Raw genomic sequence first — 24,782 nt, forward strand, 5'->3', positions numbered from 1 at the left:
GGCCTCACACCGCCAGCGGCTCCAGCTCCCGCCGGAAGCGCCGCTCGTCCCGGGCGATCTGGGTCAGCGGGTGCTCGTCGCCGAGCTGCCGGGACAGCTCGCCCAGCAGCTCGGCCCGCACCTGCGCCGCCTCCTCCCCGCGCCCCATCGCGTCCAGCGTGACCGCCATGTTGGAGATCATCGCCAGCGTCTCGGGGTGGTGGGCCCCCAGCGCCTGGCGCAGTTGCACCGCCAGCCGCTGCTCCGTCTCCAGCACCAGCGGAAGGTCGCCGCGGTCCGCCGTGGCGTTGGCCAGGTTCATCACGCAGAAGAGGGTGTTCGGGTGCTCCCGGCCGAACCGCTCCCGCATCGAGGCCACCACCAGCTTCAGGATCTGCTCCGACCGCTCCGCCTCCCCGGTCCCCGAGAGGTAGACGCCCAGGTTGTTCTGGGCCGCCAGGGTGTACGGGTGCTTCTCCCCCGGCACCTTCATGTACTGGTCCACCACCTCCTGCGCGGTGTCCCGGGCCTGGACCGCGTCCCCGGCGGCGAACAGGTCGGCCGCCAGGTTGAGGTCGCAGGCCAGCGAATCGGGGTTGGCGGAGGTGTACTTGGCCCGGTACCGGGCGCGGGTGGCGACCGTCAGCCGGTGCGCGTCCTCGAACCGCCCGGCCCGCCGCAGCGACACCGCCAGGCTCTTGGCCGCGCTCAGCGTCGTCGGGTAGGTGCGGCCGAGCGTCTCCTTGAAGCTCTCGTACGTACGGCTGAGGAGGCCGACGGAGTCCTCGTACCGGCCGACCTCGCGCAGGTCGCGGGCGAGGTTCATGGCGGAGGAGAGGGAGTACGGGTGCTTCGCGCCGAGCACCTCGGTGCGCCGGTCGTAGACGTCCTGGTCGATCTCGCGGGCCCGCGCGTACTGGCCGATGCTCCGCAGGTTCAGCGCCAGGTTGTTGGCGGCCGCCAGGGTCCTGGGGTGCGCGTCGTGGAAGATCTGGCCGAAGCCCTCGTGGGCCTCGGTGGCCAGCTCGATCGCCCGCCCGTAGTCCCCGAGCAGCCCGAGGTCGATCGCCAGGCTGCTGGTGGTCATGTACGTGTGCGGGTGCTCGGCGCCGAGCACCTCCCGCTGCCGGTCCAGCGTGAACTCGTCGAGCTCCTTGGCCTCCACGTAACGCCCGCGTGTGCGCAGGATGTTGGAGAGGTGGAAGCAGAGATAGAGGTACTGCAGGTCCCGCTCGCCCAGCGTCTCCTGCCAGACCTCCCGCAGCTCCTCCCCGAGCGCCCCCGCGGTCCTGATGTCACCGCGCTTCCACAGGTAGCGGACCCGGTCGATCAGGAGCCTGCGGGTCTCCGGCTCCTTGCAGTTGCGGGCGTCGGAGGGGCCGAGGTGCGGCCAGATCGCGGCGAAGCGCGGCCAGGTCTCCGGGTTGTCGATCGGCTCGTCGTCGTCGGGCCGGGCGCCGGCCAGGATGCGGTGGACGACGTGGCGCGCCTCGCGCTGCTCCTCCTCGCTGAGCTGGGCCTTGATCACCGCCTGGACGAGGCGGTGGACCTGGATGGAGTTGGAGACCTGGTCGACCTTGGCCAGCGCGAACCGGCCGATCTCGCGGATGACCCGGCCGAGCACCAGCTTCTCCTGGAGCGAGGAGTCGTACGGCTTCAGCGCCTCGATCATCTCCTTGCTGTAGAGGAGATTGGCGGAGATCGGCTCGGGGGCGAAGAAGGCGCAGAGCTGGAGGAGGCGGACCGCGGCGGGCGAGCGGTCCTTGAGCCGGGCGATGGAGATGTTCCAGGTCGCGGCGACCGGTTCCGGGTAGCCGGCGGGCTGGTTGAGGGCGAGGACCTGCGGCGCCTGGCGGGCGAGCTGTTCGAGATAGGTGTCGATGGGGGTGGCGGTCTCCGCGATCCAGGCCGCCGCCTGCTCGACGGCGAGCGGCAGGTCGCCGACGGCGGTGGCCACCTGGTCGGCGTCCTCGTCGCTCAGCCCCGGGGCCCGGCGCTGGAGGTGCTCGACCGACTCCTCCCGCAGGAAGACGTCGACGGGCAGCGCGTCCCCGTGCTGGGACCAGCTCTGGTTGCGGGAGGTGACCAGGATGTGGCCGGAGCCGCCCTGCGGGAAGTAGCGGCGCAGCGTCTCGGGGTCGTCGGCGTTGTCGAAGACCAGCAGCCAGCGCTCCGACGGCACTCCGCGCCGCAGCAGGTCGACGGCCTCCTGCGAGGCGGCCGCCATGTCCTCGCCGCCCTGGGCGCCGAGCCGGACGGCGAGTTCGGCCAGCGAGGCGACCACGTCGTCGCCCTGCTCGGACGATATCCACCAGACCAGGTCGTAGTCGGCCATGAAGCGGTGCACGTACTCCAGGGCGACCTGGGTCTTGCCGACGCCGCCGAGTCCGTACAGCGTCTGCGGCTGCGGCAGGACCACGGCCATCCCGCCGCCGAGCTGGTCGCGCATCCGCTCCAGGACGAGGGAGCGGCCGGTGAAGCCGGGGTTGCGGGGCGGTACGTTCCAGATCCTGGGGACGGTGCCGGGGAAGCGCGGTCCGGGTGAGACGCCGTCGGCGGGCTGCACCGGACGGTCCAGGGCGCGCATCAGGGCGGCGGTGGCGTGCACCTCGTCCAGCCGGAAGAGGTCGACCGGGTTGCGGTCGATGTACGGAGCGGAGAGGCGTACGTCCCCGACGCGCAGCGGCAGCAGCTGGCGCCGGCCGCCGCCCGGGTCCTCGGCGACGGCCCGCTCCCAGAGGTCGACCGCGCGCTGCGACTTGAGGTAGGCGTTGGAGAGCAGCACCACCGTACGGGCGGCGTTCTCGGGAGTGGCCGCCGGTACCGGCGCGACCGGTTCGGCGGAGACGTCGCGCGGGACGACCCGGAAGCCGGCCCGGGTGAGGACCGATTCGATCCAGTCGGCCCACATCCGGTTCTCCGCCACATAGCTGAGGAAGAGGTCGGCGGGCAGGGCGGGGCGGCGGCGGGTGAAGGCGTCGCGGATCCGCAGGCGTACCTCTTCGCCGACCGGCGGCATGGAGGTGATCTCGCGGTCGGTGATGACGGCGGTGAGCCGTTCGAAGGCGGAGAGGAGGGAGTTGGTGAGCCCGGCCTCGTCGCCGAAGGTGGCCAGCGTCTCCTCGTACGCGTAGTACGGACGGTACGGAATCTCCACCGCGCCCCAGTAGGCGGTGAGTTCGTCGCCGGACAGGTCGCGGGGCAGCCGGTCGAACTTGAGCCGGGCCAGCGCCCTTCCGGCGTCCGCCTTCTCCTTCTCGCCCTCATCGATGCGCATCGGGACCGGGAAGATGGAGATGGGGCGGCCGGTGTAGCGCTCGGCGATCTGGCGGGCCACGGAGGCGGCGCCGTCGATGGACTGGTCGCTGAGGGTGAAGCAGTCGACCAGGGCGTCCGGGAGGTGGACGGTGCAGATGTCGGCGATGTCGCTGAGGCCGGTCCGGCTGTCGATGAGGACGTAGTCGTAGTTGGCCTTCATGTCCTCGCGCAGCGCGTCGAAGAAGTGGCCGCCGCCGAGCCGGTCGTAGAAGTTGTCCCAGTCGAAGGTGGAGACGGTGGCGCTGTACTCGCGGTTCTGCCGTCCGGCGGAGACGAAGTCGAGCGTGCCGCCCTGCGGGAACTCCCAGCCGAGCGCCTCCGGGGTCAGCGAGACGGCGTGCGGCTGGATGCGGGCGTAGTCGCGGTGCCAGTCCTCGGCGCGCTGGGCGGGGCTGGTCGCGGCCCACGCGTACTCGGTGATCAGGTCGATCACGCCGGTGGTGGCGCCGAGGGTGGCGGGGTCGAGGAAGGGGTGGAAGAACCGGTGGAGACCGGGCGCCTCCAGGTCCCAGTCGACGGCCAGCACCCGCTTGCCGTTGGCGGCGAGGATCCAGGCGGTGTTGGCCAGGGCCATGGTGCGCCCCGTGCCGCCCTTGTACGAGTAGAAGGTGACGATGCGCCCGTCACGACCGGCACTCATAGGTCCTCCGCTTCCGTCGCAGGGTCGTGCGGGTCGGGTGTGTAGCTGGTGTTGCCCATGGGGCCGGTGAGCCGGGTCCGTTCGCCGTGTCCTCCGCCGGTGACCGGCGGGTAGGCGGTGGCGTGCCGCAGATACTGCTGGGCGGCCACCTCGACGACCTGCGGCAGGATCTGGCCGAACGCCTCCATGGTCGGCACGCCGCGGGCCGCGGCGCGGCAGAAAGCCCGTCCGTGGCGCATCTTGGCCGGCATGGTCGCTTCGAGCTTCTCGGTCAGTTCGGCCTCGGCGGCCCGGCTCTGGTGGTCCTCGCGGCTCCACGGCACGACCATGGTCACCCAGGGCCGGTCCTCCGCGTCGAAGGCGGCGAGCCTGCGGCGGCGGTCCTCGTCCTGGAGCGCCCAGCGGTCGACGAGGAGGATCTCCGGGGTGGTGGGCGGTGACTTTCCCTCGGGCCGGCCCGACTCCTCGTCGAACGAGGTGATCTGCGCCTGGTAGTTGAGCGAGCGCACCAGCTCCTCGGCGACATAGGCCAGCGGGCGGGCGGCGGCCGGGTGGTAGGGGTTCCAGTCCTGCGGGTGGTCGCCGTAGTAGTCGCCGATGCGCCCGTCGGGCAGGTCGTGGCGGGTGGGCGCGGCGATGGTGATCCGCATCGGCCGGGGAGCGCCGACCCCGCTGCTCGGGGAGCCGAAGGCGCTGGGCGCGAGGCGGTAGTCGACGGGTCTGCCGGTGTCGATGCGGACGGTGTCGGCGACCCGAACGATGCGCTTGGCCAGTTCGTAGACGGCCCGTTCGTACTCCTGGGCGAAGAGTCTGAGCTTGATCAGGCCGTAGAGGCCGTCGGTGACGTACCGGTCGCCGAAGTCACGGTGGTTGAACTGTAACCGCTCGGCGGAGCCCGGCAGTTGGCTCGGCGGCACCGGCACCCACAGGGCCGGGACGATCGCCTCGGCGGGCTGGTTGGAGCGGGCCCGGTGGTGGATGGCCCGCTGCTCGAAGGCGTGCCACTCCTTGCCGCACATCTCGCTGGCGAAGTAGCGCGGTGAGAACAGCGGGACGAAGACCCGGCAGGTGGCGAGCGTTTCGCCGAGCCGCTCCGACCAGCCCTCGCCGGAGCGTATCTCGCGGTCCATGAAGCCGGGGGACGCACCGGCGGGCAGATCCGTCATGGCCAGCACATGGCCGCAGAGATCACGGAAAAGGCGCTCGACCCACATATCGGGGTCCGTTCCGCTGCCGTGGCCCGGCGTGTGGGCGTAACTCAGAAAGAAGTACGGCCGATGGTCCGCCGCTCGCTGCTGCGTCGATGCGTGCACACGACCCCCGTCCTGTGTGAGCACTCGCACCCGAGGAGTAGGAAAGGAATGCGAGCGAATTCATCATTCCGGAGCGGACTCCGCTCCACCCCCCTGCCGTTCGGTCATTGAACGCTACTTTTCAGTCAACCGTTCCCGTGTTCACCGCACTGCGGCGGACTCCGTAGCGGTCTTGCAACCGTTCCTCCCGGATGTCCCGTGTGTACCGTTGATCTCTTTACGCATCGCGGCGAGCAATTGTTTTCCGTCGACGGTCGTTTCGGCCGCCTCTTCGATCAGGTCGAGCGCTTGCGGGACCCCGGCGAGGAACTGAGGTGCGAAGAGGCCGAGCCCGACCCGTTCGTACGTTTCCGACAGCAGCCGGGAGAACGGAACGGGTTCTTCCCCCTCCTCCTGCCAGGGCATCCGATGATCCCAGGAACCGTCCGAGGCGTACAGGTCCGCGACCTCGGCCAGCGCCCGCAGTTTCGCCCGCCGGAACCCGCGCAGCAGAGCCATCGCCAGGGCCTGGGCATCACCGGCGGCCGCGATGCCGAGCGCCCCGTACCCATGGCGCCCGGCCCGGACCGGCGGGCCGTCGGCGAGCGGCGTGAAGGTGGTGAGCGGCGTGAAGGTGGTGAGCACGGCCGCCGCCTCGGCCGCCTGCTCCGGAACGGCCGCCGCCAGCAGCTCCCAGGCGGCGGCGAGAGAGACCGACCAGGCGTCGGCGGCCTGCGGGGAGAAGCGCTCGGCGGCGGGCGTGTCGAAGCAGGAGCGGTACGGATCGAGATCGTCCAGTACGTGTACGGGACCGGGTCCGGGTCCGGGTCCGGGTCCGTCGGCCACGCGTACGGGCCCGGCCGCCGCGAGACGGCGTACCGGCGACCACTGCGAGCTCTCCCCGGCTCCGCGCGCGATGTGCAGCACCGAGCCGCCTTCGGCACGGACGGCGAACCCCTCCCCCTCGGCCCGCACCACCGCCGTGCCCGTCTCCTCCGCCCCGCCGATCCGGACCTCGCCGAGCGTCGGCAGGAAGAGGCGGCCGTCGCGGTAGACCACCGGGACGGCCAGGTCGAGCCCGGCGTGCACGGCGGCGGCGGCCACCGTGGCGGCGAGCCGCTCCACCGGAGGACCGTGCACCGGCCGGCCGGCCCGTACCGCCTCCAGCGCGTCGAGCAGCCAGGTGCGGGTGTAGGGGTGGGCGAGGACCAGGTCCAGGCCCTCCTGCCCGGCCGGGTCCGCCTCCAGCTCGGCGGCGAGCGCCCACGCCGACTCCCAGACCTCCCCGCCGCTGCCGCCGAGGCCGTCGTGGAGGGCGGCGAGCAGGGTGCGGGTCAGATCCTGCTGGGCGGCGAGTAGTTCGTCCGGGTCGCGGACGGCGGGCGACTCGGTGGCGGCGGCCGTACGGTCCTCGATGCCCCGGATCAGCGCGGCCAGGTCGGCGCAGTAGACGGACGGGTTGTCAAACCCGTTCGCCGGGCGGTAGCGGTGGGTGTAGAGGCCGCCGCCGCACGAGCGTACGACGGGGCAGCGGCGGCAGGTCTCGCTGACCCCGGCCAGGCCGAGCTGGCGGGCCCGGACGCCGGGGTGGGCCGCGACCTCGTCGAAGCTGTGGGTGAAGACGTCGAACCCGGTGGCCGCGGCGCCTTCGTAGGCGCTCTTGAGGGAGTCCACCTGCTCCAGCTGGCCGTCGGTCTCGACGACGACCAGGTCCGTGGGGGCGAGCCCGAGGGACTCGGTGAGGCTGGGGCCGCCGCTCAGGGTGGAGAGCACCGAGGAGAAGAGGCGGACCGGCACCGGGCGGCCCTGCTCCTGCCAGCGGTCGAAGACGGTGAGGAGCCACTCGGCGTAGGCGGTGGGAGATCCGTCGGGGCGCGGCGGGGGCTCGTCCCAGGTGGCGTGCGGGAGGAGGAAGTCGATGAGCGGCGGTTCGAGTCCGGTGAGCGCGTCGAGGACCGCGACCGGGTCGTTGGCGATGTCGACCGTGCAGAGGAGGCCGAGGTCGAGATGGCGGTAGCGCTCCTGCCGGAGCAGCTCCACGGCCTTGAGGACCAGCGGGTGGCTGCTGCGTCCGTCGGCGTAGCGGCGGTGGCGGTCGTTGGCGGCGCGGTCGCCGTCGAGGGAGATGCCCACCTTGACGTCGAACTCGTCGAAGAGGTCGAGGTAACGGGGGCTCAGCTGGAGGCCGTTGGTGTGGATCCGCAGATCCAGCTCGGCGATGCCCGCGAGGGCCGAGGTGAACTCCTCGCAGACGCGGCGCAGTCGGGCCGGTCCGGCGAGCAGGGGCTCCCCTCCGTGCAGGATCACTGTCACGGAGGGCAGGGCGTGGGTCCTGGCGTGTTCGGCCAGGCGTCGAGCCGTCCGGGAAACGACATGGTCAGAGATTGCCTTGGGGCGGGTTCGCCAGCTCTGATCAGCATGTTCGTAGACATAACAATGGTCACAGGCCAGATCGCATCTGCTGTGAACCTTCAGAACGATTTCGCGGAAGGGGACCGCGGGTCCTGTCATTCCCTCAGTCTAGTGCAGTGTTCCGCACCGGAATCCGACCGTGCGGAGCGCTTCAGAGAGCCGAGTTGAAGGTGGAAATCCGGGAGGTGCGGCCGTCGGCCGTGGGGATCACTCGCGCAAGTTTCCGAGCGGCGGAGCCACCGGAAAGGTCGATCTTGGCGAGCGGCACACGGCTCTTCTTCGCATCAGCGAAGAGAGGGGATGATGCATAGGTCTTCACGGCCGTCCTAGGGGGGCTCGTTCCGGTCAGGGGGGCAACACCGGCAGGTGCACCATTGCAGTGCCTGGCGGCACGACTTTACTCTCATGACCTAGGTGTGCAACTCGTGTCGCACCCTCGTAAGCCGAGTGACATACGGGACTGCTCCAAATGGTTCGGAATCTTTCATTCCGACAACGGAGCCCCGACTACATGGGATACGGGAGTGAACATGACGGCGATTCCCGGACCTCTTCAGAGCATGGTCTTCAGGAACGCCGACCTGCCCGCACTCTTCCACCGTACGGACGCCATCGCCGTGTCCCGGCAGCGCGAGGCCGTGAACACCACCCGCGTCCAGCTGGCGCTGCTCGTGGCCGGCTCGGTGCCCGCGGCGCTCCCGTGGCACGCCGACGACGGTCTCGCCGTCCGACTGCTCTACGGGGCGGCGGTGTTGGCGTATCTGGGTGTCCTGTTCACGACCTACCTCGGCTCCCGGCGGAAAGCAAAGTCGCACTGGCAACTCAACCGCTCCGCTGCGGAGTTCATCAAGTCCCTCTGCTGGCGTTACGCGGTCCACGGCTCGCCTTTCGAGAGTGCGACCCACCACCCCGAGGCGCTCTTCGCCAACCGGCTGGAGGAAGGGCTCCAGGAGCTGAGGAAGGTGGGCTGGGCCGATCCGCGCGAGGAGATGACGGACGCCGACGGGTCGGTCATCACGGAATCCATGCGGGAGTTACGGGACAAGGCCTTCACCGTACGCAAGGAGACGTATGTACGGGACCGGCTGATCGAGCAGCGGCGGTGGTACCGCAGACGGCGGCTGGTCTCCCGGCGCGGGGCTCTCGTCTGGTCCGGCGCGATCGTGGCGCTGACCCTGCCGGCGCTGGCGCTGAGCGTGGCGCAGATCTTCGGGGCGGGGCGCTCGCTCGGGCTGACCGGGGTGCTCTCGGCGGCGGGCGCGGCCTGTCTCGCCTGGAACGAGCTGCGCCGCCACCATCCGCTGATCTCCGCGCACTCCTTGGTGGAGGACGACCTGGAGTCGATGCAGGCGGCGATGGAGACCACGCTCACCGAGCGGCAGTGGCCGGTGGCGGTCTTCGAGACCGAGCGGATCGTCTCGCCGGAGCACACGGACTGGCTGGTGCGGCACCGCACCTGAGCGGCCGTCGTCGGCGCCGCACCTGAGTAGCCCGTCAGCCGCGCTCCACGCCGTCCCGCCAGATGACGGTGACCGGGCGGCCCAGCGTACGGGCGTAGTCGACGATGTCGCCGGTGCCGCCGAGGCCCCGGGCCGGGCGGCCGTCCCAGACGGCGAGCAGCAGGTCGCAGTGGTCGGCGATGTAGGCGCCGGCCGCGTAGTACGCCTCGTCGGTGGAGTGCGGGAAGCCGAGCCGGACCTCCTGTGCGGCGCGGGACTTGAGGAGGCGGTAGCGGTCCAGGTCGGCGGTGGACTCGAAGCAGGCCTCGTAGTCGCCGCTGGGGATGACCACCGTCAGCTTGGCGCCGCAGTCGAGTGCGAGGCCGGCGAAGAGCTGGTCCGCGCCGACGGCCAGGCTGGAGAGCGCCTCGGTGGCGCCGTCGAGTCCGCACAGGGCCGCGCGCAGACCGGCGAGGACATGGGTCCGGGCTTCGTCGGGGATGGAGCGGTGACCGGTGATGCCGATGCGATTCACGGACCTGGGACCCCCTGGTGTCGGCGCTACCCGTGCGACCGGTCGTGGCGCCATCCTCTCAAGAGCCGGGGGGCGCGCGGGAGCCCCCGTCCGGAATTCCGGACGGGGGCTCGTATGTACGGACAGCGCCGGGCGTGACCGGTACCTCGGCAGGGGGACCTGGTGCGCCGGTCGGGTGGCCCGGTGGGCCGGTCAGTAGACGCTGACGCCGTACGCGTTCAGGGCCTCGACGACCGGCTGGAAGAAGGTCGTACCGCCGGAGGAGCAGTTGCCGCTGCCGCCGGAGGTAAGACCGATCGCCCGGGTGCCGGAGTAGAGCGGGCCGCCGGAGTCGCCGGGCTCGGCGCAGACGTTGGTGCGGATCATGCCGTACACGACGTCGCCGCCGCCGTAGTTGACCGTGGCGTTGAGGCCGGTGACCGATCCGCTGCGGGTGCCGGTGGTGGAGCCGCGGCGGGTGACGGCCATCCCGACGGTGGCGTTTGCGGCGCTGGTGATGTCCTGGCCGCCGACCGTGCCGTCCTTGGGGATGCTGTTGTTCGTGTAGCGCACGATGCCGTAGTCGTTGTTCGGGAAGCTGGAGCCGGAGGCGTTGCCGAGCACGGTGGTGCGGGCGGAGTTGGCGTACCAGGTGCCCGTGCCGTTGGTGCAGTGTCCGGCGGTCAGGAAGTAATAGGTGGAGCCGCTGCGGACGTTGAAGCCGAGCGAGCAGCGTCCGGTGTTGGAGTAGATCGCGTCGCCGCCGGAGATCAGCTTGTTGAACGTGCCGGGCGTGCGCTCGATCTTCAGGGCGGAGGCGTTGGCGCCCGCGGCCTTCTTGATCTTCGCGATCTCCGCCTGGGTGACCGTGCTGTCCACGGTGACCAGGAGGCGGTTGGTCTTCGGGTCGATGTTCCAGGCGGTGCCCGCGATGTCGGCGCCGAGCACGGCGTCGCTCGCGGAGGACAGCTGGGTGGCGCTGAACGTTCCGGTGGGTTCGGCACTGGCGGTGGGGACGGTGAACGCCGCGACGGCGGCGAGTCCGGCGAGGACGGCCGTGGTACGGACGCGTCTCGCCTGGTTGTGGCGGGGGTTGGTGCGCTTGATCCTCACTTCGGGTTCCTCCGAGGGGAATCGGGGGCCCTCCTGTGGGGTGGCGGGCCCGTGAGGCGCAGTCGGGGGCCTGTCCGGATTCCGGAGTTGCCGTGCCCCTGACAATCGCTGACGGGAGTATCGAGGCGTCCGGACAGGAGACGCAAGCATGCCTTTCGGCCACCCACGCCCCACCCGCACCCCGGCCCCCGGCAGCGCTCGGGCTGCCGGGGGCCGGGGTGGCCGTACGGGGTTCGCGGCTCAGGCGTCCAGGCGGTTCCGCTCCCCCGCCGGGACCTCCACGGTGAGGGTGTTGCCCGGGGGCGGGAAGGGGCAGATGAAGTGATCGGCGAAGGCGCACGGCGGCAGCAGCGCGCGGTTGAAGTCGACGTCCACGCTGCCGTCGGCGGCGGGCGGACCGGGGCGCAGGAAGCGGAAGCGGTAGCTGCCGTTCCCGCTGGTGGCGTCGGCGAAGACGGCCCACAGCGAGCCGTCCGGCTCGACCGCCACCTGGAGCGTGTGCTCGTCCCCGGCCACCGTGAAGGCGATCTCCCCGCCGAGCCCGAGACCCCGCTCGACCCCGTCGGCGTTGGGCACCCGTACGGCCCGCTCCTCGCCGTACGGCCGGAAGGTCCCCGGCAGCGCCCAGTCCGGGTCGTACGGGGTCGCGTCGATGGTCGAGAAGGCGTGCCGCGATGGTGAGTCCGGGTCGAAGTCCCGTACCGCCCAGAGCCCTTCGCGGCGGAGCACCACCAGCCGCCGAACCCCCTGCGCCACCCGGGAGTCGTCGATGGGGCCGCGGTCGGCGGAGAGGCGGACCTCGCCGGTCAGCGGCTTGCCGTCGACAACGATGCCGTCCTCGGCGGTGGCGGTCAGCACCACCTCGTCACCGCCCTCGCGCCACCGGCCCGGGACGGCCGGAATTCGACCGTCCGCGTGGTCGGAGAGCCAGTGGGTTCCGATCAGGGAGAGCGGGCCGTAGGGGGCGGCGACCGCGAGGACGCGCTCCTCGTGCCACCGCTGCCACTCCTGTGCGGCGTCCGGGTCTCCGGCCTGCTGGTGCTGCTGTGCGTCCGTGCTCATGCGATCAACCTTTCCACACCGGCTCCGCGAGGCCGAGGTGCGACCGCAGCGTGGAGCCGGAGTATTCGGAGCGGAATGCTCCGCTCTCCTGGAGGAGCGGGACGACCCGGTCGACGAAGTCGTCCAGGCCGCCCGGGGTGAGATGCGGTACGAGGATGAAGCCGTCGGCCGCCCGCTCGTCGACGAACGCGGTCAGCTCCGCCGCGACCGTCCGTGGCGAGCCGATGAACGACTGCCGGGTGGTCGTCTCGATGACCGTCTGCCGCAGGGAGAGCCCTTTGGCCTCGGAGATCGCACGCCACCGGGCGACGGTGCCGACCGGGTCACCGTGCAGGACCCGCCCCTTGACCAGGCCCGAGTCGAGGACCGGGTCGACCTCCGGGAGCGGGCCGTCGGGATCGTACGCGGAGAGGTCGCGGCCCCAGAGCTGCTCGGCGGCGAGGATCGCGTTCTGCGGCGAGACCTGTTGGCGCCGGATCTCGTACGCGCGCTCCTGCGCCTCGGCGTCGGTGTCGCCGATCACCACGGTGACGCCGGGCATGATCTTGAGGTCGTCGGGCTCACGTCCGTACGCGGCGAGCCGGGCCTTGACGTCGGCGTAGAAGTCCCGGCCCGCCTCCAAGGTGCCGTGCCGGGTGAAGATGATGTCGGCGGCCGACGCGGCGAACTCCCGGCCCTCGCTGGAATCCCCGGCCTGGATGACCACCGGGTGGCCCTGCGGGGAGCGGGGTACGGTGAACTCGCCGGAGATCGTGAACTGTTCGCCCTCGTGCGCGAAGGGCCGGGACTCGCCGCCGGGCGTCCAGGAGTCCCACAACTCGCGGGCGGTGGCGACGAATTCGGCGGCTCGCGTGTACCGGTCGGCGCGGTCCAGGTAGCCGCCCCGGCGGAAGTTCTCCCCGGTGAAGGCGTCGGAGGAGGTCACCACGTTCCAGGCGGCGCGCCCCGCGCTGAGGTGGTCGAGGGTGGCGAGGCGGCGGGCCAGTTCGTAGGGCTCGTTGAAGGTGGCGTTCACGGTGGCGGCGAGGCCGAGCCGCTCGGTGACGGCGGCCAGCGCGTTGAGCACGGTCAGCGACTCGGGGCGGCCGACCACGTCCAGGTCGTGGACGCGCCCGTTGTGCTCGCGCAGCCGCAGCCCCTCGGCGAGGAAGAAGAAGTCGAACTTGCCGCGCTCCGCCGTCCTGGCCAGATGGACGAAGGACGAGAAGTCGATCTGGCTGCGGGAGCGGGGGTCGGCCCACACGGTGGTGGCGTTGACGCCCGGGAAGTGCGCGGCCAGATGCATGGTGCGGGGCATGGTCAGGCCTCCTTCGACGAGACCGACGGGGCCGACGAGGCTGGCGAGGCCGACGAGGCTGGCGAGGCCGATGCGGCTTCGGTGCGCGCGTAGCGGCTGGCGGGCCGGGCGAGGCCCAGGTGTTCGCGCAGGGTTCCGCCGGGGTGGAAGGTGCGGAAGAGGCTGCGGTGCTGGAGGAGGGCCACGGTGCCGTTGACGATCCTTTCGAGGTCGCGCTCGGGGGTGATGGGCGTGAGGTGGAAGCCGTCGGCCGCGCCGGAGCGGTGCCACTGGGCGACCAGGTCGGCGAGGTCGACCGGGCCGCCCCGGAAGTAGGTTCCGCGTGCGGCGAGTTGGGGGCCGCTCTCCAGCCCGGGTTCGGGAGCGCTCTCGACGTCGCCGAGGTCGACGGTGAGCGCGACGAGGACCCGCAGCGTGTCGGGGTCGCGCCCGTGGGCGGCCGCCTTGGCGCGCAGCTCGTCCCGGAGCGCTGCCGCCTGCTCGGGGGTGGTGGCCCGGATGTGGACGACGTCCGCGTGCCGGGCGGCCGCCTCCTTCGCGGGCGCGCCGACGGCGTCGATGACGGTGACGGGGCGGCCCTGCGGCGGGCGCGGCACGATGGCGGGGCCCTTCACCATGAAGGTGGCGCCCGTGAAGTCGACGTAGTGCAGCTTGTCCCGGTCGATGAAGCGTCCGGTCGCGGTGTCCCGGATCTCCGCGTCGTCCTCCCAGCTGTCCCAGAGCCGGGCGGAGACGTCGGCCACCTCGCCGGCCTCCTGCCAGAGCGCGGCGGGCGGGGCGGCGGAGCGGCGGCCGAAGAGCCGGGCCTCCGCCTCGGTGGTGGACACCTCCACGTGCCAGCCGGCGCGTCCGTTGCTGACCCAGTCCAGGGAGGCGAGGGCCGAGGAGACGTGGAAGGGCTCGGTGTGGGTGGTGGTGACGGTCGGGACGAGGCCGATGCGGTCGGTGGCGGGCGCGACGCGGGCGAGGACGGCGAGCGCGTCGAGGCCGGGGCGGGCGAAGGAGTCGCCGAGGGTGACGTAGTCGAGGGCGCCGTCCTCGGCGAGCGTGGCGAGGCGGAGGTAGTGGCCGGCGTCGTAGTGCGGCGGGCCGCCGATCTCGGCGGCCAGGTGGAGGGGTGTACGGGCGGACATGGCGGGACCTCTCGGGTCGACGGGTGGGGCGGGGGCCTCGCGCCGGAGGTGTCCTGCCGGCCGGGGCAGCGGGCCCGGACCGGACCGGACCGGCAGGAGACCTCCGGCGGTCATCGGCGGCGCGAGGGCCACCGGCAGGAGACCTCCGGCGGTCATCGGCGGCGCGGGTGCGCTCCGGTCGGACCGGAGACACCCTGAGACCCCTGAGCGGAAGACCGGCCGGGTCTCGCGGGACCGGCCGGACGGTGCCGGTCCCGCGAGACCCCGGCGGGCGCCTCGTCGGTCAGGGCCGGGTCCACGGCACCGGCCGGCAAGGCGCCGCCAGGCGGGTCAGCTCTTGGTCTTGGGCAGGCCGGGCGGGTTGATCTCGGACTTCTCCACGGCCTCGCCGGTCAGCCCCCAGCGCTCCAGGACCTTGCCGTACGAGCCGTCCTCGATGATGTGGTCGATCGCGGCGGCGTAGGCCTTGACCAGGCCGCTGTCCTTCTTGGTGGTCGCGGCGATCTTGCCCTGGAGGCCGCCGCCGGCGCCGGAGATCTGTCCGGCGATCTCGCTCTGGCCGGCCGTCGCCACGTGGAAGGCGGCGGACGGGCTCGGGCCGAGGTGGGCGTCGATGCGGCCCGACTGGAGCGGCAGGTAGTAGTCGTTCTCCTTCTGGAAGTACTTGATCTCCACCGGCTTCCGCCCGGCCTTGACGTTCTCCTCGCTCCACTCGACGAGGATCTTCTCCTGGTTGGTGCCGGAGGAGACCGAGATCGTCTTGCCGGCGACGTCGGCCGGGCCGCTCACCTTCCAGCCGGATCCCTTCTTCGCCTCGAAGGCGAGGTTGTCGAGCCGGTAGGCGGCGAAGTCGTACTTCTCCTTGCGCTCCTCGGTCACGGTGACGTTGGAGAGGACCGCGTCGAACTTGGAGCTGTCCAGGCCGACGAAGAGGTTCTCCCAGGAGACCTGCTCGAACTCCGGCTTCAGGCCGAGGGTGTCGACGACCAGGGTGGCGATGTCGATCTCGGAGCCGATCCGGGTCTTGTCGTCGGTCGCGTAGAAGCCGAGCGGCGGCACGGCGTCCGCGCTCGCCCCGACCTTCAGCGTGCCGCGCTTGCGGATCTCCTCGGGGACGAGGTCGGCGATGGCGTCGACCTTCTTGCCTCTGAGGCGGTCCTGGTCGGGACTGGTGTTGATCCCGGTGTCCTTCTTGTCCTTGGACGCGGCCACGTCGGTGGAGGCGTCGGAGTTGCCGCAGGCGGTGAGCAGTCCGGTGGCGGTGAGCGTGGCGATGGCGAGGGTGATGCTGCGGCGGACGGACACGTACGTACTCCTTGTGGATGGTGCGGATGAAAGGGACATGAAGGCGGTTCAGAGAACCTTCGAGAGGAACGCTCGGGTGCGTTCCTGGGTGGGGTGGTCCAGGACGTCGGAGGGCGGGCCCTGTTCGACGATCCGGCCCTCGTCCATGAAGACGACGGTGTCGGCGACCTCACGGGCGAAGCCGATCTCATGGGTGACGACGATCATCGTGGTGCCACCGTGCGCCAAGTCCTTGATGACGTCGAGGACTTCACCGACGAGCTCCGGGTCCAGCGCGGACGTCGGCTCGTCGAAGAGCAGCAGCCTCGGCTCCAGCGCCAGGGCGCGGGCGATGGCGACGCGCTGCTGCTGGCCGCCGGAGAGCTGCGCCGGATAGGCGGCGGCCTTGTCGGCGAGGCCGACCCTGGCGAGCAGCTTCTCCGCCGCCGCGACGGCCTCCTTGCGGGGCCGGCGCAGGGCGGAGACGGGCGCCTCGATGATGTTCTCCACCACGGTGAGGTGGGGGAAGAGGTTGAAGTTCTGGAAGACGAACCCGATCTTGGTGCGCTGGCGCAGCACCTCGCGCTCGCGGAGTTCGTAGAGCTTATTGCCGTCCCTGCGGTAGCCGACGAGGGTGCCGTCGACGCTGATCCAGCCCTGGTCGACCTTCTCCAGGTGGTTGATGGTCCGCAGGAGCGTGGACTTGCCGGAGCCGGAGGGGCCGAGGATGACGGTGACCTCGCCGGGCCGCACGGACAGGTCGACGCCGCGCAGCACCTCCAGCGAGCCGAAGTTCTTGTGTACGGAGCGGATCTCGACCATGGCTTCGCCGGTTGCGCTCATCGCACGGCCCCCTTCGCGTAGTGACGTTCGACGTAGTACTGGATGATCGAGAGGGCGGTGGTCAGGAGGATGTACCAGGCGGTGGCGACCATCAGCAGCGGGACGACCCGGCCGCTGCGGCCGTAGACGACCTGGACCTGGTAGAAGAGTTCGCCGATCGCCATGACGGAGACGATCGAGGTGCCCTTGAAGAGCGAGATGATCTCGTTGGCCGCGTCGGGCAGGATCGAGCGCATCGCCTGCGGCAGCACGATCCGGCGCAGCTGCCGGAGTTTGGGGATGCCGAGGGCGGCCGCCGCCTCCAACTGGCCGCTGCCGACGGCCAGTACGCCACCGCGTACGATCTCCGCCGCGTACGCCGCCTGGTGCAGCGCCAAGCCGAGGACGGCCGCGCTGACCGCGCCGACCAGGTTCATCGTGTCGAAGGTGAAGAAGCCCGGCCCGAACGGGATGCCGAACTGCAACTCCTTGTACAGATACGCCAGGTTGAACCAGAACAGCAGCTGCACGACGAGCGGGATCGAGCGGAACGCCCAGATGTAGCCGTACGCGACCGTCCGCAGGAACGGGCTGGCCGACAGCCGCATGAACGCCAGCACGATACCGAGCGCGAAGCCGAGGACCGTGCCATAGAAGGTCAGTTGCAGCGTGAGCCAGATGGCCTTGAGGATGACCGGCGCGGTGAAGAACTGTGCGAAGACGTCCCATTCCCAACCGGGGTTGGTGACCAGCCCGTTGATGAACTGGGCGACCAGGACCGCGGTCACGGCGACGGCGACCCAGCGCCAGGGGTGGCGGGCCGGGACGACGGTCAGCTCTCCGTGGTCGGCTCCGGGGCCGGCCTTCTTCGTGGCCGGGCCGTCGGGCGTTCCGGCGGATGGATCGATGGGTGGATCGCTGTTCAGCGACATGGCGGGGTTCCTTGGGAGCGGGGTTGCGGGAAGGTCTGCGGCGGGTTCAGGAGGCCAGGCGGCCGCGACAGGAGAGGTCACGCAGGAAGGTGAGGGCGGCGCGGGCGGTGGCGTCGTTCTGCCGGAAGGCGGGTCCGCCGGTACGGGGCCGGGTGAAGGCGCCGCTGTTGCGGGCCGTGGTGAACGGGCCGAGCGCGAAGCGGCGCGGGTGCGGGCGGCCCTCGCGGTCGACGACGCGGCTGTCCGCCGGGTCCACGGAGAGCAGCCCGGTGTCGGTGACGGCGGCCCCGCCCTCGTACAGGGTGCGCAGCAGCGGGCTGGCGGTGTGGCGGAGCGAGGGGTCCGGCAGGCGAGCCTCGACCAGTGCGCGGGCTTCGGTGTGCTCGCCGGGCACGGTGGCGGAGGAGGCCCGGAAGACGCCGCGTTCCTCGTCGGCCTCCACGGTGATGGAGGCGCCGAGGAAGCGGACGACGCCGGCCCGGGAGAGCGCGAGGAGCTGTTCCAGGCGGGGTCCTGGCGGGCCGGAGGCGAGGTAGCTGAAGAAGCCGTGCCACCAGGTGCCGATGTCACCGAGCCGGATGAGCTGCGCGTAGGCGGAGAGCAGTCCGAGGAAGACCGCGAGGTCCGTGCTGTGTTCCGGGTCGTGGCGGCGTGTCAGGTCGGCGGTGATGTAGTCGCGCAGCCCGTCCTGGAGCGCCTCGCCGCTCTCGTACGTCACACCGTCCAGCGGCCGGTCGAGCGCGTCCAGGTCGAGCCGGTCGGCGGGGTCGGGTACGGCACCGGCGACGAGGTCGGCCAGCTCGGCGCTGCCGGGGTCGGCGGCGGCGTACTTCGCGTCGAAGACCTCGGGGTCCAGGGTGGTGCGCTCGGGGTGGGCGGTGAACAGCCGGTGGTAGTGGGCGTGGCCGAGCTCCTTGGCGACCAGCGGCCAGACATCCCGCCGGAAGTCGAGCGGCCCGGTCCGGCTCAGCAGCCCATCGGCCCAGGTGAGCGTCAAGTAGCGCGGCAGCGGAGGGCGTTCGCCGGTCCAGGGGTAGCCGATCTTCGAGTGGTACGGGACGCCGCGCCGCGATCCGACGTACAGCACGGGCTCCTGCCCTGACGGCACGTAGACGCCGTTCTCGTGGCGGCCGCCGCGGCCCTCGGTGAGCAGGACCATCAGGTCGACGAAGGCGAGGCCGAAGCCGCGGACGATGACCGGTTCGCCGGCGGGCAGCGCGGTGAGGTCGGTGTCGGCGGTGAAGTCGGGCGGCAGGTGGAGCAGTCCGTGCCGCGCCGCGAAGTCGCTCAACTCGGCTTGTTCCGGCTCCTGTTGTGCGTCCAGGTGGCCGACGGTCAGGACGACGAGGTCGGCGAGGAGCGGTTCGGTGCGGTCCTTCAGCCTCACGCGCTGGCGGGAGCCGCGCGGGCCGGTGACGGCGAGGGCGGTGGTGCGGTGCTCGTGGACGGTGACGGAGGGTGGCAGGGCGGCCAGGGCGCGCCGGTAGGTCCAGCGGAGGTAGGCGCTCTGGAGCCGCCGGCTGGGGAAGTCCTGGCCGGTGAGGCCGTGGATCTCTGCCAGGACGGCGGGCTCGGCGTCCGGCGTGACGCGCCCGACGCGGACGCCCTCGGCCCAGGCGTGCAGGGCCGGTCCGGCGACGACCGGCCCGGCCAGCTCCACCGTCTCGTCGGTGAACATGGTGACGTCCTCGGCCATGGAGTTCATCCAGAGCAGCGGCGACTGGTCCGGCCGCCAGATCCGCCCGCCACCGGCCGGATAGGGGTCGACGAGGTGGAGGTCCAGGGGCAGATCTCCGTACAGCTCACGGGCGTTGGCGGCGATGCGCTCGATGACGCCGGTGCCGCGCGGGCCGCCGCCTATCACCACGAGCGTGGGCACGGCGCTCATCGGGCACCCGCCGTGCCGCGCGCGTAGTAGCGCTCCACATAGCGCTGGCCGATGCTCAGCAGCGAGGTGACGAGCGCGTACCAGAGGGTGGCGACGAGGAGCAGCGGGATGACCTGGTAGGTGCGGTGGTAGACGAGCTGGACGGAGTAGAGCAGGTCCTGCACGGCGATGATGCTGACGATCGAGGTGCCTTTGAGCGTGCCGATCAGCATGTTCCCGGCCGGCGGGACGATGGAGCGCATCGCCTGCGGCAGCACGATCCGCCGGAAGCGCCGCCAGGGCCCGAGCCCGAGGGACTGCGCGGCTTCGATCTGGCCGCGCTCCACGGAGAGGATGCCGCCGCGGACGACCTCGGCGGCGTACGCGGCCTCGTGCAGGGTCAGTCCGACGACGGCGACGGTGACCGGGCCGAGGAGGGTGACGGTGGAGACGCCGAGGATCTGCGGGTACAGGGCGCCGATGTTGAACCAGAACAGCAGCTGGACCAGGATCGGCGTGGACCGGAAGAGCCAGACGTACCCCCAACTGACCGCCTGCAGAACGGGGTTGCCGGAGAGGCGGAGCACGGCGAGGAGCGCTCCGAGCGCGAAGCCGAGCACCATGACGACGGCGGTGAGCCACAGGGTGAGCCAGAGCCCGCGCAGGACGGAGGCGGTGGCGAAGTAGGAGATGACGACGTCCCACTCGAAGGCCTCGTTGCGGATGACCGAGTTCAGCGCCAGCGCGAGCAGGACGAGCACGGCAACAGCCGCTGTCCAGCGGCCCGTTCGGCGTACGGGGACGATGCGGGGAACCGCGTCGTCGCCGTCGTTCTTGACGGGTGGTGGCGCGGAGGACGAGGGAGGCAGCAGATCGGTCTGCGGGGGCATGCGAGGGCTCCGTGGATGCTGAGATCGAACACGGGGCGTACCTTCACACCACGAACCACACACGGACCGGGCCCCTCAGCGCCGGTCCGCCTCCGAGATAAGCGGTGAACACGGCGCGCTGTCAAGCCTGTCCACACTCTGAGCCGTATGTCTCACGTCAGTTGACGCGCACCCGGATGCCTGTTCCACTGGCCCCATGTATTCGCAGCAGTGGCTGGTCACCCGCTCCCACATCGACTTCGGTCGCGTGTGGTCCTCTTCCTGTTGAGCTGACCCTCTGCTGTCCGGATTTCTCCCTGCTCACGCCTGTTCTGAGGGCGTTCGAGCACTGTTCCTCGCGTGACTTCACCTCCACCACACCGCATCACCCTCCCCTCGCTCCGCCGCACGTCCTCAGGCACCGCTGAACCTGTCGCCGCCGCTCCGCGCCCGTCCGGGCCCGGGGCCGGTCGGCATACCTTGACGAACCCGGAGAAGGACAGAGCCATGCCCAGATCACGCCATAGCGCCCTTTTCGCCTTGATCACCGCCGCCGCGCTCACCCTCACCGGCTGCGCGGACCCGGCGGAGCCCGGGGCGAGCACCACCAAGGGCGAGGCCGAGGGGAAGACGCCGACCGAGGACGTGGTGTCCTCGGTGAAGAAGGTCGACGCCGTGGCGGAGCTGCTGCCGGAGGAGGTCCGCAAGGCCGGCACCCTGCGGATCGCGGCCGCCACCGGCTCCCCGCCCGGGGCCTTCTACGAGGAGGACGGCACCACGCTCTCCGGCGCCGACATCGACTTCGCGGACGCGGTGGCGAAGGTGCTCGGCGTGGAGCTGAAGCGCGAGGTGGCCTCCTTCGAGGCGATCCTGCCGGCGCTCGGCAGCGGGAAGTACGACCTGGGCACGGGGAACTTCGGCGTCACCGACGAACGCCGTAAGACGATCGACTTCGTGACGTACATCAACGACGGCCAGGGCTTCGCCGTCCGCGAGGACAGCAAGCTGAAGGAGATCACCGACCTCACCGACCTGTGCGGCCTGAACGTCTCCACCGGCGCGGGCACCACCTTCGAGGTCGCGCTCCAGGAGAACCTGCCGCGGTGCGCGGAGAAGGGCAAGAAGCCCTACGAGGTGAAGACCTACGCCGACCCGGCCGCGGTCTGGCTCTCCCTCAAGCAGAAGCGCACCGACGTGAACATGTCCACCATCAACGGACTGCGCTACGCCGTGACCCAGCAGGAGGGGCTGCGCTTCCTCAACGAGTACAAGCGGCTCGACGTCGGCTTCGCCTTCAAGAAGGGCAGCCCGCTGACGCCGGCCTTCCAGGCGGCGGTCAACCAGCTCAAGAAGGACGGGACCTACGACCGGATCCTGGGGAAGTGGGGCACCACCGAGTCCGCGATCGAGGAGTCGCAGATCTCGCCGCCGGAGCTGAAGGGCCCCGAGCCGAAGTAGCCCGGGGCCGGCGACTCCTGTGGGCTCAGCAGTCGCACCCGCAGGAATCGCCGCAGCAGCAGCACCCCTCGCCGCACTGGCCGCAGCAGTTGCACGCCTCGCAGCAGTCGCCGCAGCTCTGGCACGGCGCCTCCCGCCGCTCCCGGCTCCACGGGTCCTCGAAGCTCCCGCAGCACATCTGGCAGGTGCAGGCGAGCCCGGCCCACACCAGGCACCCGGCGATCAGCCCGCGCCGGTCGCGCGGCGGGCGCGGCGGAGGCGGTGCGGCGGGGCCGCCGGGGGTCGGGCCGTAGGGGTTGCCGGGGGTGGGACCGTACGGACTTCCAGGGGTCGGGCCGTACGGATTGCCGGGCGGCGGCCCGAAGGAGGCGTCGGGCGACAGCGGTCCCCGGGGGACATCGAGACCCTGCGGCACCTCAAGCCCCTGGTGCGAGCAGGACGACGTGCCGAACGCCCGGTCGACCGAGCGCCGCAGCTCATGGGCGAGCAGGACGTGGACGAGCTTGCCGTCGGTGAACTCCACCTCGCGCAGCGCGAGCCGTACGCCGTGCAACGCGTCGTCGCAGAGCCGGCGCGCCTCGGTCAGCGAGGTGCTGGTCACCGTGAGCGGGTTCCAGGCGCCCGACGCGGCGTCAGCTTCCCGGTCCTCCACGGCGTCCAGCAGATGCGCGAGCCGCCCGAAGAGCCGTCCGGCCTCCGCGAGCGGGGCGGCGTTCCGCGGCTTCCCGGCGAGGACCGCGGTGTGGGCGAAGGCGGCCGCGGTGGCCGTCTCGGTGGGTTCGGTGACCGTGAGCAGGGGTGTGCCAGGCCCGGCGAGCGTCTCGATGCCGGTCTGCCGGTCGACCGCGTCGACCAGGAGCGCGGTGTCGAAGCCGAGCGCCGCTCCCGTACGCGCTCCGGCCCGGCCCCAGCCCGCCGCCACCCGCCGCGCGGCCGCCGCGACCGGCCTGCGGGCCAACAGCCCGTCCCGGTCCGCCACGTGGTCGCGGACCTTGGCCGAGGCGAGGACGAGCGAGACGGCGGCGGCGAGCCTGGCCCCTTCGCCCTTGGCGACCGGAGCGGTCCGCATGGCGCGCAGCGGGCACGGCCCGGCGGTGCGCCGTCCGGCGGGCGTGGTGCCGGTCTGAGCCTCCGTCAGGACCGAGACGATCAGACCATCATAGTTCGTGACGATCCGGGCAAACTGCCCGTGATCCGCCCTCAGGGCCAGGCAGAGACCGCAGAGATGGGCCATCCACTCGGTCCGCAGACCTTCGGAGAGCCGGTGCGTACAGGGCCTCACGATTCCGAACATGCCGATCCCCCGCGAGCCGTTCCAGCCGGTACGCGCCGTTCGCGCACCTGAGCGCCGTGCATCGTATCGAGTGATCCGTTCACCCGTACGTCCCCCATGTCACCCGTACGGACCGGTGCATCATATTTTCCCACCAGGACCGCCCTTATCCAGGAGGAACCTTGACGAACCGCCACATGTTCTGCACCAGTACCGTCACGAATCACCTGCGCGGCGACTATCCACTTGGCGCCGGATCCGCATCATGGACGACCATAGGGATACGAAAGAGATGCGGAACACCAAGGAACCGCGGTTGAGAGGAGGCGTCCATGGGATCGGTGCGCAAGGCGAGTGCGTGGCTGGGCCTCGTAGAGGACAACGACGAGCGGTACTACGACGACGAGTACGCCGAGGGTACGGAGACGGGCACGGGCAACCAGGCCTGGGTCACCGACCCGCGGGTGCAGGTGGCCGCCGAGGCGGCCGAGGAGCAGGACCGCCGGATCGCCACGGTGACCCCGGACAGCTTCCGGGACGCACGGGCCATCGGTGAGCTGTTCCGGGACGGTGTCCCGGTGATCGTCAACCTCACGGCCATGGACCCCGCCGACGCCAAGCGTGTGGTGGACTTCGCCGCCGGGCTGATCTTCGGTCTGCGCGGTTCGATCGACCGGGTGGCCACCCGGGTCTTCCTGCTCTCCCCGGCCGACACGCAGGTGGTCGCCGGTGAAGCCGCCGGCCGCAAGGCCGACGGCTTCTTCAACCAGAGCTGAGCAGGGCGCTCGCCGGAAAGTTCCGGTCAGCGCCTCCGGTCGGCGCGTCCCTCCGGACGGGCCGTGGTCACCGGAAGGCGTCGAGACCGGTGAGCGCCTTGCCCAGCACCAGCTGGTGCATCTCCACGGTGCCCTCGTACGTGAGCACCGACTCCAGGTTCGTCGCGTGCCGCATCACCGGGTACTCCAGCGAGATCCCGTTGGCACCGAGGATCGTGCGCGAGGTACGGCAGATCTCGATCGCCTCCCGCACGTTGTTGAGCTTGCCGAAGCTGACCTGCTCGGGGCGGAGCCGTCCCGCGTCCATGCGGCGGCCCAGATGGTGGGCGAGCAGGATGCCCTTGTGCAGCTCCACGGCCATGTCCGCCAGCTTGGCCTGGGTGAGCTGGAAGCCGCCGATGGGACGGCCGAACTGTTCCCGGCTCCTCGCGTAGTCGAGGGCCGACTCGAAGCTGGCCCGCGCCGCGCCCATGGCGCCCCAGACGATCCCGTACCGCGCGTGGCTCAGACAGCTGAGCGGGCCGCGCAGCCCCGTCGCGTCCGGCAGCACCGCGTCGGCGGGGAGCCGGACCCCGTCCATGACCAGTTCGCTGGTGACCGAGGCGCGCAGCGACCACTTGTGGTGGATCTCCGGCGCCGAGAAGCCAGGCGTGTCGGTCGGTACGACGAAGCCGCGGATGCCCCGGCCCTCGTCGCCCTCGTCGGTCTGCGCCCACACGATCGCGACCCCGGCGACCGAGCCGTTGGTGATCCACATCTTGCGCCCGGTGAGCACCCAGTCCCCGCCGTCGCGCTTGGCGTACGTCCGCATCCCGGCCGGGTCGGAGCCGTGGTCCGGCTCGGTCAGCCCGAAGCAGCCGATGATCTCGCCGGCCGCCATGCCGGGCAGCCACCGCTGCTTCTGCTCCTCGGAGCCGAAGCGGTGGATCGCGTACATGGCGAGCGAACCCTGTACGGAGACGAGCGAGCGGATCCCGGAGTCGGCGGCCTCCAGCTCCAGGCAGGCCAGCCCGTACTGGACGGCGCTCGCTCCGGCGCAGCCGTACCCGTCCAGCGACATGCCGAGCGCGCCGAGCGCGCCGAGCTCCCGGGCCAGCTCCCGGATGCCGGGCAGCTCCCCCTTCTCGTACCACTCGGCGATGTGCGGCAGGACCCGGTCGGTGGCCCAGGTGCGGACGGTGTCGCGGATCGCCAGGTCGTCGGGGCCGAGCAGATCGTCGATGCCGAGGGGGTCGGTGGCGTCGAACGGCGGGAGCTTCGACGGCTTCGCGGCGGACTCGGTGCTGGTCATGAGGGTGCCTC

The 24,782-nt window shown here is 71.2% G+C and carries 19 protein-coding genes; 3 read left to right on the forward strand and 16 right to left on the reverse strand.

The features are described from left to right. Positions 1-4: 4 nt before the first annotated feature. The 4 genes from fxsT to fxsA all read right to left on the reverse strand — a co-directional run bounded on the left by fxsT (position 5) and on the right by fxsA (position 7,960). Positions 5-3,937 (reverse strand): FxSxx-COOH system tetratricopeptide repeat protein, encoded by a 3,933-nt coding sequence (gene fxsT, locus ACQP09_RS05085; RefSeq protein ID WP_433396313.1) that lies wholly within the window; start codon positions 3,935-3,937, stop codon positions 5-7. Next, on the reverse strand, positions 3,934-5,250 hold the full coding sequence (fsxC, locus tag ACQP09_RS05090) for an FxsC protein (protein WP_433396315.1): 1,317 nt from the start codon (positions 5,248-5,250) through the stop codon (positions 3,934-3,936). Before fsxC ends, fxsT begins: the two co-directional genes overlap by 4 nt. Positions 5,251-5,391: 141 nt before the next feature. After that, complete coding sequence (fxsBH, locus tag ACQP09_RS05095; RefSeq protein ID WP_433396317.1) at positions 5,392-7,740, reverse strand: radical SAM/SPASM protein FxsBH, inactivated beta-hydroxylase extension form; 2,349 nt, start codon at positions 7,738-7,740, stop codon at positions 5,392-5,394. A gap of 52 nt (positions 7,741-7,792) precedes the next feature. Further along, positions 7,793-7,960, reverse strand: a complete 168-nt coding sequence (gene fxsA, locus ACQP09_RS05100) for an FxSxx-COOH cyclophane-containing RiPP peptide (RefSeq protein ID WP_432147662.1) — start codon at positions 7,958-7,960, stop codon at positions 7,793-7,795. 211 nt (positions 7,961-8,171) lie between these two features. Between fxsA and ACQP09_RS05105 the strand changes: the two genes are divergently transcribed. Further along, positions 8,172-9,101 carry a DUF4231 domain-containing protein gene (locus ACQP09_RS05105; RefSeq protein ID WP_433396319.1) on the forward strand — a complete coding sequence of 310 codons (930 nt, stop codon included), beginning with the start codon at positions 8,172-8,174 and terminating at the stop codon, positions 9,099-9,101. A gap of 34 nt (positions 9,102-9,135) precedes the next feature. Here the strand turns inward: ACQP09_RS05105 and ACQP09_RS05110 are convergent, their stop codons facing one another. The 10 genes from ACQP09_RS05110 to ACQP09_RS05155 all read right to left on the reverse strand — a co-directional run bounded on the left by ACQP09_RS05110 (position 9,136) and on the right by ACQP09_RS05155 (position 19,994). Then, positions 9,136-9,615 (reverse strand): hypothetical protein, encoded by a 480-nt coding sequence (locus ACQP09_RS05110; protein WP_432147660.1) that lies wholly within the window; start codon positions 9,613-9,615, stop codon positions 9,136-9,138. 192 nt (positions 9,616-9,807) lie between these two features. Next, positions 9,808-10,707, reverse strand: a complete 900-nt coding sequence (locus ACQP09_RS05115; protein ID WP_433396321.1) for a S1 family peptidase — start codon at positions 10,705-10,707, stop codon at positions 9,808-9,810. A 240-nt stretch (positions 10,708-10,947) separates the two neighbouring features. After that, positions 10,948-11,769: a DUF1684 domain-containing protein gene (locus tag ACQP09_RS05120; RefSeq protein ID WP_433396323.1), complete on the reverse strand. Its 822-nt coding sequence runs from the start codon at positions 11,767-11,769 to the stop codon at positions 10,948-10,950. A 4-nt stretch (positions 11,770-11,773) separates the two neighbouring features. Next, positions 11,774-13,066 carry an NtaA/DmoA family FMN-dependent monooxygenase gene (locus tag ACQP09_RS05125; protein WP_433396324.1) on the reverse strand — a complete coding sequence of 431 codons (1,293 nt, stop codon included), beginning with the start codon at positions 13,064-13,066 and terminating at the stop codon, positions 11,774-11,776. A gap of 2 nt (positions 13,067-13,068) precedes the next feature. Then, complete coding sequence (locus ACQP09_RS05130; RefSeq protein WP_433396325.1) at positions 13,069-14,199, reverse strand: LLM class flavin-dependent oxidoreductase; 1,131 nt, start codon at positions 14,197-14,199, stop codon at positions 13,069-13,071. Between the two features lie 330 nt (positions 14,200-14,529). Beyond that, complete coding sequence (locus tag ACQP09_RS05135; protein ID WP_433396327.1) at positions 14,530-15,504, reverse strand: ABC transporter substrate-binding protein; 975 nt, start codon at positions 15,502-15,504, stop codon at positions 14,530-14,532. A gap of 48 nt (positions 15,505-15,552) precedes the next feature. Next, on the reverse strand, positions 15,553-16,305 hold the full coding sequence (locus ACQP09_RS05140; protein ID WP_404068589.1) for an amino acid ABC transporter ATP-binding protein: 753 nt from the start codon (positions 16,303-16,305) through the stop codon (positions 15,553-15,555). A 17-nt stretch (positions 16,306-16,322) separates the two neighbouring features. Next, entirely contained in the window at positions 16,323-17,237 is a 915-nt protein-coding gene (locus tag ACQP09_RS05145) for an amino acid ABC transporter permease (protein ID WP_433396329.1), read from the reverse strand. Between the two features lie 46 nt (positions 17,238-17,283). Beyond that, the gene (locus tag ACQP09_RS05150) at positions 17,284-19,125 is read right to left on the reverse strand and encodes an FAD/NAD(P)-binding protein (protein ID WP_433396330.1); all 1,842 of its coding nucleotides are present in this window, start codon (positions 19,123-19,125) and stop codon (positions 17,284-17,286) included. After that, the gene (locus ACQP09_RS05155) at positions 19,122-19,994 is read right to left on the reverse strand and encodes an amino acid ABC transporter permease (protein ID WP_433396332.1); all 873 of its coding nucleotides are present in this window, start codon (positions 19,992-19,994) and stop codon (positions 19,122-19,124) included. The genes ACQP09_RS05150 and ACQP09_RS05155 overlap by 4 nt, the downstream gene beginning before the upstream one ends. Before the next feature lie 486 nt (positions 19,995-20,480). Here ACQP09_RS05155 and ACQP09_RS05160 point away from each other — a divergent pair, with 486 nt between their 5' ends. Further along, entirely contained in the window at positions 20,481-21,431 is a 951-nt protein-coding gene (locus ACQP09_RS05160; protein WP_433396333.1) for an ABC transporter substrate-binding protein, read from the forward strand. Positions 21,432-21,456: 25 nt separating this feature from the next. Here ACQP09_RS05160 and ACQP09_RS05165 read toward each other — a convergent pair whose 3' ends face one another. After that, positions 21,457-22,725, reverse strand: coding sequence for a DUF5685 family protein (locus tag ACQP09_RS05165; RefSeq protein WP_433396335.1), 1,269 nt, complete (start codon positions 22,723-22,725; stop codon positions 21,457-21,459). A gap of 311 nt (positions 22,726-23,036) precedes the next feature. Between ACQP09_RS05165 and ACQP09_RS05170 the strand changes: the two genes are divergently transcribed. Beyond that, positions 23,037-23,480, forward strand: coding sequence for a cell division protein SepF (locus ACQP09_RS05170; RefSeq protein ID WP_161264670.1), 444 nt, complete (start codon positions 23,037-23,039; stop codon positions 23,478-23,480). A gap of 67 nt (positions 23,481-23,547) precedes the next feature. Here the strand turns inward: ACQP09_RS05170 and ACQP09_RS05175 are convergent, their stop codons facing one another. Beyond that, positions 23,548-24,771: an acyl-CoA dehydrogenase family protein gene (locus ACQP09_RS05175; RefSeq protein ID WP_433396337.1), complete on the reverse strand. Its 1,224-nt coding sequence runs from the start codon at positions 24,769-24,771 to the stop codon at positions 23,548-23,550. Between the last annotated feature and the right edge of the window lie 11 nt (positions 24,772-24,782).

It is taken from the genome of Streptomyces sp. CA-146814 (assembly GCF_050942385.1).
GTDB lineage: Bacteria > Actinomycetota > Actinomycetes > Streptomycetales > Streptomycetaceae > Streptomyces.